Genomic DNA, 13,111 nt, shown 5'->3' with positions numbered 1-13,111 from the left:
GAGGGTCCGTCGTTCGCGTGTCGTCCGCCGGAGACCGCTCTGCGGAGGGGTGCGGACGACGTTCTGACGAGCCGATCCGCCGACCGCCGCGTCCGCGGCGGACGGGAGCCGGTCGGGCCGCGTCGGCGCGTCTGGATGTGCAGCGGGTCGCACGGGTTCTGTCTCCCGGATTCCCCACCGAAAAGCTTCAACATTTTCATTCCGAGCGCGACCGAGTCGCCGGGGCCGGCCTGCGGCCGTCCCTTGCCGCCCCCTCGCCGCCCGCTCGCCGCTACCTCGCCGCGACCCCACGCTTAATCCGACGGGGCGCGGATCCAGAGGCATGATATCGACGGAACGCATGGCCGCGGTCGACGCCAACGCCGCCGCCCTCGGCGTGCCGCGCAAGCAGCTGATGGAGTCGTCGGGCAACGCGGTCGCTCGCGAGGTCCGGGGCGTCGCCGACTCGGGCGCCGAGGTCGCGCTGCTGTGCGGGCGCGGGAACAACGGGGGCGACGCGTTCGTCGCCGCGCGGTTCCTCTCCGCGTACGACGCGACGGTGCACCTGCTCGGCCGGCCGGAATCGATCCGCAGCGACATCGCGCGGGAGAACTGGGCGGCGCTCGACGCGGCCGAGATCCCGACCGAGACCGTCACCGACTCGGCGGACCTGTCGCTGGGCGACCCCGACGTCGTCGTCGACGCGATGCTCGGAACGGGGGTCACGGGCGCGCTCCGGGAGCCCGAGCGGACGGCGGCGCGGCTGGCGAACGGGAGCGACGCGACGGTCGTCGCCGTCGACGTCCCCTCCGGGATCGACGCCGACACGGGCGAGCCGACGGGAGCCGGTGGCGGTTCGGACGGCCGGGCCGACGCCGGCCGTCGCGTCGAGGCCGACCGCGTCGTCACCTTCCACGACGAGAAGCCTGGGCTCGGCGCGCTCGACGCCGCGGTGACGGTCGCGGACATCGGGATCCCGGCGGCGGCGGAGCGGTACACCGGGCCCGGCGACCTGCTCGCGCTCGGTCGCGACCCGGACTCGCACAAAGGGGAGAACGGCGAGGTGCTCGTCGTCGGCGGCGGCCCCTACACCGGCGCGCCGTCGCTGGCCGCGCGGGCCGCGCTCCGGGCCGGCGCCGACCTCGTGCGCGTCGCCTGCCCGGAGACCGTCGCGCGCGAGGTGCAGGGGTACTCGGCCGACCTGATCGTCCGCGGGCTCCCGGGCGGCCGGGTCGCCCCGGCCCACGTCGACCGCGTCGCGGAGTTGGCGGCCGACAACGACGTCGTCGTGTTCGGGCCGGGACTGGGCGACGACGACGCCACGCTGGAGTTCGTCCGCGAGTTCCTCGCCGGCTACGACGGCCGGGCCGTGGTCGACGCCGACGCGCTCCGCGCGGTCCCCGAGGTCGACACCGACGCGACGCTGGTCTGTACGCCCCATCAGGGCGAACTCGTCGGGATGGGCGGCGAGACCGCGGCCGACCCCGACGAGCGCGCGGCGCTCGTTCGGGCGTTCGCCGCCGACCTCGGTCACACCTTGCTCGTGAAGGGCGCGGTCGACGTGATCAGCGACGGCGACGGCGACGCCGTGCGACTGAACCGGACGGGGAACCCGGGCATGACGGTCGGCGGAACGGGCGACGTGCTCGCCGGGACCGTCGGCGCGCTGGCGGCCGTCACCGACCCGTTCCGGGCGGCCGCGATCGGGGCGTACGTCAACGGGCGGGCCGGCGACGCCGCGGCCGCCGCCCGCGGGAACGGCCTCGTGGCGATGGACTTACCCGACCGGCTTCCCGAGGCGATGCGTGATGAGTGACGAGCGCGAGCCCGCCGACGGAGCCACCGACGAGCTGACCCACACCGACGACTCCGGCGAGGTCCGGATGGTCGACGTCGGCGCGAAGCCGGACACGAGCCGCCTCGCGGTCGCGCGCGGCGAGATCCGACTGACGCCCTCGACGATCGCGGCCGTCGAGGCCGACGAGGTCGGGAAGGGAGACGTGCTCGCGACAGCTCGGATCGGCGCCGTGCAGGCCGTCAAACACACGTGGGAGACGATCCCGATGTGTCACCAGATCCCGATCACGAACGTCGACACCGACTTCGCGGTCGGCGACGACCGGATCGAGCTGACCGTCGCGGTGGAGACGACCGGCAAGACCGGCTGTGAGATGGAGGCGCTAGAGGGCGTCACCACCGGGCTCAACACGGTCTGGGACATGGTGAAGGCCGCCGAGAAGGACGCGGACGGCGGCTACCCCGACACGCGGATCGCGGACGTCGAGGTCGTCGAGAAGACGAAGCGGGCGATCGACGGGTAACCGCTCCGGGCGAGGCGACGGCGGGCCGGAAGCGACGGTCCCGGTGCGGACGGGAGCGGTCCGTCCCGTCAGTCGTCCGCGGGCTCCGCGTCGTCCGCGGACTCTCCGCCGTCTGTCACGGTAACCGCGATGTCCGCCGCCGCGGCCTTGTACTCCGGAATCTTCGCGCGGTCGTCCAGCACGTCGTTCGTGAGGCGGTTCGCCGAGGCGGCGGCGAAGTGCGGCGTCGTCCAGACGACGCCCTCCTTGATGTCCTCGGTCACCTGCGCCTTCACCTCGATCTCGCCGCGACGGGAGCGGAGCGTGACCACGTCGCCGTCCTCGATGCCGTACTCCGCGGCGTCGTTCGGGTGGACGTCGACGAAGTTCTCCGGGTGCTGACGCGACAGCGTCGGCGAGCGCCGGCTCATCGTCCCCGTGTTGTAGTGTTCCTCGAGTCGCGCGGTGGTGAGGATCAGCGGGTACTCCTCGTCCGGCACCTCGGCCGGCGGCTGGTGGCGGACGCCCTCGATCTGACCGAGGCCGTTCTCCGTGTCGAAGGAGTCCTCGTAGAGGTACTGATCGCCCTCGTCGCCCTCCTCGTAGCAGGGCCACTGGATCCCTTCCTCGCCGAGCGCGTCGTAGGTCATCCCGTGGTAGCTCGGACACACCCGGCGGAGCTCCTCGAAGACGGCCTCGGCGTCCTCGAAGCGGAACTCGTCCTCGCTGAAGAGGCGGCTCCCGACCTCCATCAGGATGTCGAGGTCGTGCTTCGTGTTCTCGTGGACCGTGTCGACGCCGCGCATCCGCTGGACGCGGCGGTCGGTGTTGGTGACTGTGCCGCCGCGCTCCGCCCACGTCGTCGCCGGCAGGACGACGTCGGCGAACTTCGCGGTCTCGGTCATGAAGATGTCCTGGGCCACCATGAACTCCAGCGACTTCAGCCGCTCTTCGACCTCGTTGCCGTCGGGTTCGCTCATGACGGGGTTCTCGCCCATGACGTACAGGCCGTGGACGGAGTGGCCCGCCTCGTGGGAGATCTCGACGTTCGTGAGCCCGGGCTCGTCGGGCACCTCGAAGCCCCAAACGTCCTCGACGCTCTTCCGGGCCTCGTCGTCGTCGACGAGCTGGTAGCCCGGTAGGACGTTCGGCATCGCACCGACGTCACACGTGCCCTGGACGTTGTTCTGGCCGCGGAGCGGGTTGACGCCGGTCCCGGGCCGGCCGAGGTTCCCCGTGATCAGCGCGAGGTTGATCTCGTTCTGCACGTTGTCGACGCCGCAGGTGTGCTGGCTCATCCCCATCCCGGTGAAGATGGCGGCGTTGTTCGCCATCGCGTACTTCTCCGCGGCGAGCTCGATGTCCTCGAGGGGGACGCCCGCCTCCTCGGCGGCCGCCTCCTTGTCGAAGTCCGCGAGCGTCTCTTTCAAGTGCTCGAACCCCTCGGTGCGCTCCTCGATGAACTCCTCGTCGATCCAGCCCGCGTCGGGCTCTTCCTCGTGGCGTTCGAGGATCGTCTTCAGAACGACGTTGAGCAGGGGAATGTCGGCTCCCGGGTTCAACTGGAGGTGCATGTGCCGGTCGGTCTCGTCGATCTCGAACGACCGGGTCGTCTTGTTCGCGTGGGGGTCGACCTGGATGACGGTCGCGCCCTCCAGGACGGCCTGCCGGAAGTACTGGCTGTTGGCGATCGGGTGCTGCTCGCCCGGGTTCGCCCCCTGGATCCAGAACACGTCGGCCGCCTCCTCGAGGTCCTCCATGCTGTTCGTCATCGCACCCGCGCCGAGGCTGGTCCGGAGCGCCCACACCGTCGAGGCGTGGCACATCCGCGTGCAGTTGTCGACGTTGTTGGTGCCGTACCGGCGCGCGAGCTTCTGGAGGAGGTAGTTCTCCTCGTTCATCGTCTTCGAGGACCCGAAGAAGCCCATCGCGTCGGGGTCGTAGTCGTCCCGGATACGCTCCATCTCCGAGACGATCCGGTCGTACGCCTCCTCCCACGTCGCCTCGCGGAACTCGCCGTCCTCCTTTATGAGCGGCTCCGTGAGACGGTCCTCGTGGTCGACGACCTGCGTCGCCGCGCCGCCCTTGATGCAGACGCGCCCCTCGTTGACCGGGGCCTCGCCCCACGGCATGAAGTTTACGTCGCCGGGGTCGTCGCCCTGGTTCACCTTGATCCCGCACCCGACGCCGCAGTACGGGCAGATCGTTTTCACCGCCTCGTCTCCCTCAGTCGACATGGTACTCACCCTGACGTGCAGTCATATGTCACGATTTGTGATGCCTCCTGCATCAGTGTATCGGTCGTTTCAACAGTGTGATGCGTCGTGAGCGGGCGCGGCGCGCCCGCGAAGGCCGACTCGGACTCCGGACGCCCGCTCCCAACGCCCCCTCGCTGCACGCTCGCACTCCGGACGCTCGCCGCCAACGCCCGCCGAACCGTTTTGTCGACGGCCGGCGTTCGGCCGGTATGGACGCGACACTCGCCGACGTCGAGGCGCGCGTGGACGAGCACGTCGAGACGTACCGCGAGACCGCCCCCTTCCACCCGGTCGAGGCGGAGTCGATCGAGACGCTCCCGGACGCGTTCCGCGCCGGCGACTACGGCAGGCGGGACGTCGAGTGGGTCGTCCGCTGGTACTTCCGGCGCCGCGTCGACGCGATCGACCAGGAAGAGCGTCGGGCGGTCGAGGGGGCCGTCGAGGACGCGGACCCGAGCGAGCTCCGCGGGGCGATGTGGGACGCGATCGACGCGCTCGACGAGGCGGCCCCCGAGGAGGGCGGCGACCCGCGAGCGCCCGCCCACCACCGCGCCCTCGACGCGCTCGCGGACCTGCCCGGCGTCGACGTCGCGATCGCTTCCGCGCTGCTCTGGTTCCTCGACCCGGACCGGTTCCTCGTCGTCGGCGACCGCGAGTGGCGAGTCGTCGCGGCGCTCACCGACCTCGACCCGGCGTATCCGGACCCGATGACGCCGGCGGCGTACGACCGCTACCTCGACGCGGCCCGGACGCTGGCGGACCGGCTCGGCGTCGACCACTGGCGACTCTACATGGTGATACAGCGGGTGTACGCGGAGGAGTTCGGCGGCGAGGGCGGCGACGCCGACGGGTGACCGCGAGTAGCCGGACGGCTACCGGTCGAGGAACGGCGGGATCACGATCTCGGCGCGCTTCTCGTCGCCGCGCACGACGACGCTCACCTCGGCCCCCGGCTCGACGTAGCTCTCGTGGAGGTAGCCGAGGCCGATCGGCTCGTCGAGCGTCGGGCTCATGGTCCCGGAGGTGAGGTGTCCGATCCGAGTGAGGTCGCCGTCGGTCACCGCGTAGCCCCCGCGGGGGACGCCGCGCTCCAGGAGGCGGACGCCGACGAACCGCTCGTCGACCCCCTCCGCCTTCTGTCGCTCGAGCGCGTCGCGGCCGACGAACTCCGTGTCCAGCTTCACGACGAACCCGATCCGCGCCTCGTAGGGGGTTCGGGGCTCGTCGTCGGGGTCGAAGTCCTGCCCGGAGAGGAGGTAGCCCATCTCCGTCCGGAGGGTGTCTCGCGCGCCGAGCCCGCACGGCTGTGCGGCCGGCTCGGCTCCGCCCTCGCCGGCGAACGCCGACCAGACGCCTTCGACCGCGTCGGTCGGACACAGTATTTCGAACCCGTCCTCCCCGGTGTATCCGGTTCGGGCGACCCAGCTGTCGGCGCCCGCGACCGCGGCGACCGTCGCCTCGAACTTCGGGAGGCCGACCACGCGGTCGGCGGGGGTCGCGTCGTCGACCGCGTCGGCCGCGTCCGGGCCCTGCACCGCGAGCATCGCCCAGTCGTCGGTGACGTTCGCGACGGTCGCGTCGAGCCCCGCCTCGTCGCGGTACTCCGTCCACCGGTCGGTCATCTGGTCGTCGTGGCCCGCGTTCGGGACGAAGAGGTACGCGGGGTCGCCGGCGGCGGCGTCGAGGTCGCGGTCCATGCCGGCCAGCGCGTCGGCGCCCGTCCCGGCCTCGATCCCGTCAGGGAGCCGGTAGACGACGGTGTCGTCGAGCATGACCCCCTCCTCGTCCGTGATCGCCGCGTACTGCGAGTCGCCCGGGTCGAGCGCCGCCGCGTCGTTGGTCGTCAGGCGGTTCATCAGCGCCGTCGCGTCCGGGCCGGACACCTCGATCTCGCCCATGTGCGAGACGTCGAAGACGCCGACGGACTCTCGGACCGCGGCGTGCTCCTCGCGGATCGACCCGAACTCGACCGGCATCTGCCAGCCGCCGAAGTCGGTGAACTTCGCGCGGCGCGCCTCGTGGGTCTCGTGGAGGGGTGGAAGCCGATCGGTCATGGCCGAACGGTCGCCGGGACGCGCCTAAGGTCTTGCCATCGGGGCGGTCTCGGCGCCCGGAGTCGCAGGGTCTCGGCGCCCGACCGCCGCCGGAAGGGGCGGGGGCGCCGACAGGCTCAAGCCGCTTCCCCACTCCCTGACTCGCGTGAAGCGGAACGTCTCCGAACTCCTCGCGCCCGCCGCGGCGGTCCTGCTCGTGGCGCTCGTCGTCGCGGCGGCCGCGGGCGTGTGGCCCCCGTTCGTCGCCGTCGAGAGCGGGAGCATGGAGCCGACCGTCGAACGCGGCGACCTCGTGGTCGTCACCGCGACGGAGCGGTTCCCCTGGCGCGGGCTGGTCGGACACGCCGAGCCCGACGCGCCCGCGCGGCTCGGGGGCGCGGGAGACGTGGTGGTGTTCGACCCCCCGGACGGGGAGACGCGGCCGATCCTCCACCGGCTCGCGTTCCGGGTCAGCGCGGGCGAGGACTGGACCGACCGCGCTGACCCCGCGCTGCTCGACGGCGACTGCGCAGACCTGGCGAGCTGTCCCGCGCCCTACGACGGCTACATCACCTTCGGCGACGCGAACGGCGAGTACGACCAGAGCGCGGGGATCGCCCCGGTCGTCCGGGAGGAGTGGATCTCCGCCAAGGCGCTGGTGTCGGTCCCGAACCTCGGCTGGTTCCGGGTCGGCGTCGACGCCGCGATCGCCCGCCTCGGGCTCCTCCCGACCGCCGTCGGTATCGGCGGCGCCGCGGCGATCGCGGGCGGCTTCGGCGCGGTGCTGATCGGGTGGGCGGGTCGCGGACGCGGCGGCGGGCGGAGGTAGCTCGGTGCCGAACGTTACTCGGGTTGGGAGTCCGCGGCCGCGTCCGACCCGATCGCCGCGTCCCCCTCGACCGCGTTCGGTTCGCCGGGCTCGCCGCCGTCCGAGCCGGCCTCCCCGTCGTCCGCGCCGACCTCGTCGAGCGTCACGGACCCGGTCGCGGCGTTCCGCAGGGCGTCGGACCGCCCGAACTCGCCGGGCGCGATGGCGAGGGTCCGGATCCCGTAGCCGTTCGCCGTCTCGACGACGGGCTTGAAGTCGGTGTCGCGGGAGGCGATCGCGAGGACGGACATCCGGTTCTCGGCCGCGAACTGGGCGGCGTCGACCGCGAGCTTCACGTCGACGTCGCCGCTCGTGATCACGACCTCGAACCCGCGCGCCTCCGCGGCCTGTATCAGCCCCGGGGTCGCGTGCTCGTCGAGGTAGAGCCGCGTCGCCACGAGCGGCCCCTCGGCCTCGGCCGCCCGTCGGACGTCGTCGAGGTCGACGTCGAACTCCTCGCGCAACACGTTCGGTCCGTCGACGAACAGCGCCACGCCGACCGGCTCCTCGTCCTCCCGACTGGATTCCATGCGTCGGGGTCGGCGGCGGGCGGAAATATGCGTGCTGGTCCGAGACGACCGCCGACCGCTCCGTTCCCCGCGTCGCCTGCGGCGTTATACACCTTATATCCGTTTTACCACCTGATTGACGACCGTAGTGAATATACGGAGAATTAAAGTAGTATGTCCAAGAATAACGGGTTAAGATGTCGAACTACGACACCTTCACTGTAATTTCCGAACAGAACGATCACGAATGCACCACGGTTCGTGCACATCCGCGCAACGAGACGTACCACGTCGTCGACTACGCCGACGACGACGCCCGCGAGGAGGTGGCCGACCTGCCGGTCGGCTCGGTCGTCAAGATGGAGCTGTCGCGCGCCGGTCGCCGCAGCAACGTCTGGCGCGCCGAGTCGGTCCGGACCGCGCACACTGACGGGGGAAAACGGGAGTAGACGGCGGCGAATCGTCCGGTCTCGCCGCTCTCACGGCCGCGCGCCTCAGGTCTTTCCTCGCCCTCTATTTCAAACGAACTCCGGTTACCTAACGGTCCCGCGTCAGCCGCGGGTTCGTCACCGCGCCGTCGGCCGCCGAGGCGAAGTCGCGAGCGTACTTCGCGAGGATACCGCCCTCGTACTGCGGCGCGGGCGCCTCCCACGCCTCGCGGCGCTCCTCGAACTCCTCGTCGGAGAGGTCGACGCTGAGGTCGCGCTCGGGGATGTCGACGGTGACGTGGTCGCCGTCCTCGATGAGGCCGATCGGGCCGCCGTCGGCCGCCTCGGGGGCGACGTGGCCGATCATCGGGCCCCGCGTCGCGCCGGAGAAGCGCCCGTCGGTGAGGAGCGCCACGTCGTCCTCGTGGCCCGCGCCGACGACGGCGGCGGTGACGCCGAGCATCTCGCGCATCCCCGGCCCGCCGGTCGGCCCCTCGTTGCGGATCACGATCACGTCGCCGGAGTCGACCGCGCCCGACTGGACGTACTCCATCGCGTCCTCCTCGTGCTCGAACACGCGGGCGGGCCCCTCGTGGTAGAACTCGTCGTCGCCGGTCACCTTCAGCACGGAGCCCTCGGGCGCGAGGTTCCCCTTGAGGATCTTGATCGCGCCCTCCTCCTCCTTCGGCTCGTCCACGGTGTAGAGGAAGTCGGCCTCGATCTCCGAGTCGTCGGGGAGCGCGCCGCTCTCCTCTAGTTCCGCGATCTCCTCGGCGAGGGTGCGGCCGGTGACGGTCATCGCGTCGCCGTGGAGCAGATCGGCCTCCAGGAGGCGGCGGAGCACGACCGGCACGCCGCCGACCTCGTGGAGGTCGTTCATCACGCGGCTCCCGCCGGGCTGGAGGTCGGCGATCTTCGGCGTGCGCCGCGAGATCTCGTTGAAGTCCTCGATCGAGAGGTCGACGTCGGCCTCGGCGGCCAGCGCGAGCAGGTGGAGGACGCCGTTCGTCGAACCGCCGATGGCGGTCTGGAGAGCGATCGCGTTCTCGAACGACTCCCGCGAGAGGACGTCGGAGGGGCGGCGGTCGTTCTCGATGCAGTCCAAGACCAGCTCGCCGGCCCGCTCCGCGACCTCGTAGCGCTCTTTGTCCTCGGCGGGCGCGGAGGCCGAGCCGAGCGGCGCCATCCCGAGCGCCTCGGAGATGGAGGCCATCGTGTTGGCGGTGAACATCCCGCCGCACGAGCCCGCGCCGGGGCAGGCGTGGCGCTCCAGTTCGTCGAGCTCCTCGCCGCTCATGTCGCCCTCGGCGTAGGCGCCGACGCCCTCGAACACCTGGACGATGGTGACGTCGCGCCCCTCGTGTTCGCCGGGCATGATCGAGCCGCCGTAGAGGAACACGGAGGGGAGGTCCGTGCGGATCGACGCCATCAGCATGCCGGGGAGGTTCTTGTCGCAGCCGGCGACGGTCACCAGCGCGTCCACGCGCTCGCCGAACGAGACGAGCTCGACCGAGTCGGCGATGACCTCGCGGGAGATCAGGCTCGCCTTCATCCCCTCCGTCCCCATCGAGATGGCGTCCGAGATGGTGATCGTTCCGAACTCGATCGGCATCCCGCCCGCCGCGTCGATCCCGTCGATCGCCGCGTCGGCGACGTCGTCGAGGTGGACGTTACACGGCGTGATGTCGGCGGCGGGGTTCGGCACGCCGACGAGCGGCGAGGAGAGGTCCTCGTCGTCGAACCCCATCGCCCGGAACATCGAGCGGTGGGGGGCGCGCTCGGCGCCCTCCGTCACGTCTCTGCTCCGCAGGTCCTCGTCCTTCTCCCCCGCGAACCGGTCCGCGTCGCCTCCGCGTCGCCGAGGGGCCTCCCCCTCGTCGGATCGTGGCTGCTGTTCGCTCATACCTGACCCTGTCGCTCGGGGGTCTTAAACGACCGCAAGGGGGCGAGGGTTGCTCGCGGAGACGAACCGGTTCGGGTCCGGGCGGACTACCACTCGCCGTCGAAAGAGATGTCGACACCGCACGCGTCAGCGAAGTCGATGAGGTGTCGTTTCTTGTCTCCCTTGTTCAGCGATGTATACACGTAATAGCCGCCGCCGACCGCACGATACAACCGCATCTCTTCGCCCGACGGATGAGTCGGCTCGTCGTTCAGGATCGCGATTTTCTTTCCCGGAACGTACGGAAGCGGGGCATACGCGTCGATCAGTCCGTGTTCCCTAATGAGATGGTCCACGACCGTTCCCATGAGGTCGGCCTGACTGTCGTCGCTGAACGAGGTAGATTCCGTTTGATCAGCGATTTTGACCACGTATGTATCGGACGGATCGTCGGTCTCGGTCTCTTCACCGTCGCCTGACGCAGTTTCCGATTGCGTGGAATTCCCACCGGAGTTTCGACCGTCGTTTTGATCGCTTTCCAGCTCCGAGATTAGGTCATCGACAAAGGTCTTCGAGAGGGACTCCGCCGGCTGTGAAACAACTTCGCCGACGCGGTCGATAACGGTTTTACGGATCGCCTCGGCGATTTCCGATTTTCCGTCGGAGAGTGCATTAATCGCCTGTCGACGGCGTTCGACACGCTCGTATATCTCCGTCGATGCGCCCGACTGGATCGATTCTTTAGATAATGCCGCAAGCAGCCAGTCGTTTGCAGTGAGATCGGCCAGTTCGATGCGCCTAAGCAGTTCCACGTCGGGCTTGTCCCCGTCCTTTTTGAGTCGGAAGACAAGGAATGACTTTCCGTTCGTGAGAAGCCCCCAGTCGACCCACTCTTGGCGCATGTAGCTCCGGAGCTGATCAGCGTGCGACTCGGAAATAGTCGTGTCACAGCCTTTCGCTTCGACGAACACCGCCGGAGATCCGTCGGCGAATAGCGCGTAGTCGACCTTCTTTTTAGTCGACCCCATCTGGACCGAGTACTCCATCTCGATCGATGTCGAATAGAAGTCCCAACCGAGTACGTCTTTTATAAACGGATCTATCAGCCGCGCCCGGGTGTTCTGCTCGTCCATCTGCGGGGACTCCTCTACGAGCGACCGCGAGCGTTCAATATATCTCGTCACCGTCTCCTCGTCCATCCTCCTGATACGTCGCGTGCGTGTCCTCTTAAAAGTACAAGCGTCGATACTGTCGGTTTTACACCCGCGCCTTCAGTTCGACCCGGTAGCCGAACGGGTCTCTGACGTACACCGCCGGCGCCTCCCCGGTCGCGCCGAGCGGCTCGTCGAGCGTCTTCTCGATCTCGACGCCGGCCGCGTCCAGTTCGGCCTCGATCTCGTCGATCGACTCCTCGACGACGACGGCGACGTGGTCGTAGTTCGTCGCCGTCGGCGGCTCGAACTCGTCGGTCGGCCAGAGGTGGACGACCGCCGTCGCCGACAGCCGCACGTCGAAGAAGGGCTTCTCGTCGGCCGCGTACAGCGCGTCCTCGATGCCGAACCCGAGCCGCTCGCCGTAGAACTCCCGGGCGTCGGCGACGCCGTCCTCGGGGATCCGGACGTTGACGTGGTCGATGTGACGTGCCTGCATACCCGGAGATTTGTCGGCGCGGCGCAAAAGGTGCGGCGGTGGCGACGGGACTCGTCAGGCGAACGCCTTCAGGATCCCCGCCCCGTCCGTGCTCCGGCCGAGGTCCGGGAGCGTGGCGCGCTCGGGATGCGGCATGAGGACGGCGACCGTCTCCCGCTCGCCGATGACGCCGGCGACGTTGTCGGTGGAGCCGTTGGGGTTGGCCGCGTCGGTGACGTTTCCGTCGGCGTCGCAGTAGCGGAAGAGCACGCGGTCGTCGGCGACGAGGTCGGCGTGGGCGTCCTCGCCGATCTCGAATCGCCCCTCCCCGTGCGCGATGGGGACCTCGATCACGTCGCCCTCGTCGTAGGCGGCGGTCCAGGGCGTGTCGGCGCGTTCGACGCGGAGGCGGACCGGTTCGCACTGGAAGCGCGCGGAGGCGTTGGTGGTGAACGCGCCGGGGACGAGCCCGGACTCCGCGCCGATCTGCGCGCCGTTACAGACGCCGATCACGGGGACGCCGTCGGCGGCGGCCTCCCGCACCTCGGTCATGACCGGGGCGCGGGCGGCCATCGCGCCGGCGCGGAGGTAGTCGCCGTACGAGAAGCCGCCGGGGAGGACGATGCCCTCGGTGTCGGCCGGGAGACCGTCCTCGTGCCAGACGCGCTCGGCCTCGACTCCGAGGTGCTCCAGCGCACGGACCGCGTCGCGGTCGCAGTTGGAGCCGCCGAACTGGACGACGGCGACCGTCACGCCGACCACCCCGCGTGGGCGGCCGCGACGACCGCGCCGGTGACGAGCGGCGTCGTCTCGACGACGGCGACCGTCATCGCTCCGCGACCGCGACGTCGTAGTCGTGGATGGTCGGGTTCGCGAGGAGCCGCTCTGCCATCTCATCGGCGCGGTCGGCGGCCTCGTCGGCGTCGGCCGCATCCAGGTCCACCTCGAAGCGGTCGGCCGACCGGAGGTCAGACAGCTCGAACCCGAGGCGTTCCAACGCCTGCTGGGTGGTCTCGGCCTCCGGGTCGAGGACGCCCCGCTTCAGCCGGACCGTCACCGTCGCGGTGTATGCCGTCATGCTCGATACTGCGAAGTCGTGTGTAAAAACCGTTTTGGAACGCCTCTTATATCCATGTTCGTGGGTATATATTGGTCGATCATGCCGGTGGCAGACCCCGCGCGGAACGAAAGGGGCAAACCCCTCCGCGCTCTGGCCGGAGTGTAT

13 protein-coding genes are annotated in these 13,111 nt (G+C 69.9%); 5 read left to right on the top strand and 8 right to left on the bottom strand.

The features are described from left to right. Positions 1 to 322: 322 nt before the first annotated feature. On the top strand, positions 323 to 1,795 hold the full coding sequence (locus tag DJ81_RS18295; RefSeq protein WP_094591004.1) for an NAD(P)H-hydrate dehydratase: 1,473 nt from the start codon (positions 323 to 325) through the stop codon (positions 1,793 to 1,795). After that, the gene (gene moaC, locus DJ81_RS18290) at positions 1,788 to 2,300 is read left to right on the top strand and encodes a cyclic pyranopterin monophosphate synthase MoaC (protein WP_094522332.1); all 513 of its coding nucleotides are present in this window, start codon (positions 1,788 to 1,790) and stop codon (positions 2,298 to 2,300) included. Before DJ81_RS18295 ends, moaC begins: the two co-directional genes overlap by 8 nt. Positions 2,301 to 2,368: 68 nt before the next feature. Here the strand turns inward: moaC and fdhF are convergent, their stop codons facing one another. Beyond that, a complete protein-coding gene (fdhF, locus tag DJ81_RS18285; RefSeq protein WP_094591002.1) occupies positions 2,369 to 4,516 on the bottom strand; it encodes a formate dehydrogenase subunit alpha in 2,148 nt (715 codons plus the stop codon). 230 nt (positions 4,517 to 4,746) lie between these two features. Here fdhF and DJ81_RS18280 point away from each other — a divergent pair, with 230 nt between their 5' ends. After that, positions 4,747 to 5,391 (top strand): hypothetical protein, encoded by a 645-nt coding sequence (locus DJ81_RS18280; RefSeq protein WP_094590999.1) that lies wholly within the window; start codon positions 4,747 to 4,749, stop codon positions 5,389 to 5,391. An 18-nt stretch (positions 5,392 to 5,409) separates the two neighbouring features. Here the strand turns inward: DJ81_RS18280 and gcvT are convergent, their stop codons facing one another. Continuing rightward, on the bottom strand, positions 5,410 to 6,591 hold the full coding sequence (gene gcvT / locus DJ81_RS18275) for a glycine cleavage system aminomethyltransferase GcvT (protein WP_094590997.1): 1,182 nt from the start codon (positions 6,589 to 6,591) through the stop codon (positions 5,410 to 5,412). 145 nt (positions 6,592 to 6,736) lie between these two features. Between gcvT and DJ81_RS18270 the strand changes: the two genes are divergently transcribed. Then, a complete protein-coding gene (locus tag DJ81_RS18270) occupies positions 6,737 to 7,399 on the top strand; it encodes a S26 family signal peptidase (protein ID WP_094526780.1) in 663 nt (220 codons plus the stop codon). A 14-nt stretch (positions 7,400 to 7,413) separates the two neighbouring features. On the opposite strand, the gene DJ81_RS18265 is transcribed toward DJ81_RS18270, so the two are convergent. Continuing rightward, positions 7,414 to 7,968 carry an NYN domain-containing protein gene (locus DJ81_RS18265; protein WP_249269163.1) on the bottom strand — a complete coding sequence of 185 codons (555 nt, stop codon included), beginning with the start codon at positions 7,966 to 7,968 and terminating at the stop codon, positions 7,414 to 7,416. A 176-nt stretch (positions 7,969 to 8,144) separates the two neighbouring features. On the opposite strand from DJ81_RS18265, the gene DJ81_RS18260 reads away from it, so the two are divergent. After that, positions 8,145 to 8,396: a hypothetical protein gene (locus tag DJ81_RS18260; RefSeq protein ID WP_094522327.1), complete on the top strand. Its 252-nt coding sequence runs from the start codon at positions 8,145 to 8,147 to the stop codon at positions 8,394 to 8,396. An 88-nt stretch (positions 8,397 to 8,484) separates the two neighbouring features. On the opposite strand, the gene ilvD is transcribed toward DJ81_RS18260, so the two are convergent. The 5 genes from ilvD to purS form a co-directional block, all read right to left on the bottom strand. Further along, a complete protein-coding gene (gene ilvD / locus DJ81_RS18255) occupies positions 8,485 to 10,278 on the bottom strand; it encodes a dihydroxy-acid dehydratase (protein ID WP_094522326.1) in 1,794 nt (597 codons plus the stop codon). 86 nt (positions 10,279 to 10,364) lie between these two features. Next, positions 10,365 to 11,456 (bottom strand): type I restriction enzyme HsdR N-terminal domain-containing protein, encoded by a 1,092-nt coding sequence (locus DJ81_RS18250; protein WP_094590995.1) that lies wholly within the window; start codon positions 11,454 to 11,456, stop codon positions 10,365 to 10,367. Positions 11,457 to 11,514: 58 nt separating this feature from the next. After that, positions 11,515 to 11,907, bottom strand: coding sequence for a VOC family protein (locus DJ81_RS18245; protein ID WP_094526783.1), 393 nt, complete (start codon positions 11,905 to 11,907; stop codon positions 11,515 to 11,517). A gap of 54 nt (positions 11,908 to 11,961) precedes the next feature. Next, positions 11,962 to 12,639, bottom strand: coding sequence for a phosphoribosylformylglycinamidine synthase I (gene purQ, locus DJ81_RS18240; protein ID WP_094591029.1), 678 nt, complete (start codon positions 12,637 to 12,639; stop codon positions 11,962 to 11,964). A gap of 73 nt (positions 12,640 to 12,712) precedes the next feature. After that, complete coding sequence (purS, locus tag DJ81_RS18235) at positions 12,713 to 12,964, bottom strand: phosphoribosylformylglycinamidine synthase subunit PurS (RefSeq protein WP_004595793.1); 252 nt, start codon at positions 12,962 to 12,964, stop codon at positions 12,713 to 12,715. Positions 12,965 to 13,111 lie beyond the last annotated feature (147 nt).

Origin of the sequence: Halorubrum sp. Hd13 (assembly GCF_002252755.1) — an archaeon.
In the GTDB taxonomy this organism is placed as follows: Archaea; Halobacteriota; Halobacteria; order Halobacteriales; family Haloferacaceae; genus Halorubrum.
Note: the sequence above shows the minus strand (reverse complement) of the source record. Positions and strands in the feature narration are given on the sequence as shown.

Bases quoted from the DNA above. Each gene is read 5' to 3' on its own strand.
- DJ81_RS18250 (WP_094590995.1), bottom strand. From the start codon at position 11,456: ATGGACGAGGAGACGGTGACGAGATATATTGAACGCTCGCGGTCGCTC.
- DJ81_RS18295 (WP_094591004.1), top strand. From the start codon at position 323: ATGATATCGACGGAACGCATGGCCGCGGTCGACGCCAACGCCGCCGCC.
- gcvT (WP_094590997.1), bottom strand. From the start codon at position 6,591: ATGACCGATCGGCTTCCACCCCTCCACGAGACCCACGAGGCGCGCCGC.
- DJ81_RS18260 (WP_094522327.1), top strand. From the start codon at position 8,145: ATGTCGAACTACGACACCTTCACTGTAATTTCCGAACAGAACGATCAC.
- fdhF (WP_094591002.1), bottom strand. From the start codon at position 4,516: ATGTCGACTGAGGGAGACGAGGCGGTGAAAACGATCTGCCCGTACTGC.
- DJ81_RS18280 (WP_094590999.1), top strand. From the start codon at position 4,747: ATGGACGCGACACTCGCCGACGTCGAGGCGCGCGTGGACGAGCACGTC.
- purS (WP_004595793.1), bottom strand. From the start codon at position 12,964: ATGACGGCATACACCGCGACGGTGACGGTCCGGCTGAAGCGGGGCGTC.
- DJ81_RS18245 (WP_094526783.1), bottom strand. From the start codon at position 11,907: ATGCAGGCACGTCACATCGACCACGTCAACGTCCGGATCCCCGAGGAC.
- ilvD (WP_094522326.1), bottom strand. From the start codon at position 10,278: ATGAGCGAACAGCAGCCACGATCCGACGAGGGGGAGGCCCCTCGGCGA.
- moaC (WP_094522332.1), top strand. From the start codon at position 1,788: ATGAGTGACGAGCGCGAGCCCGCCGACGGAGCCACCGACGAGCTGACC.
- DJ81_RS18265 (WP_249269163.1), bottom strand. From the start codon at position 7,968: ATGGAATCCAGTCGGGAGGACGAGGAGCCGGTCGGCGTGGCGCTGTTC.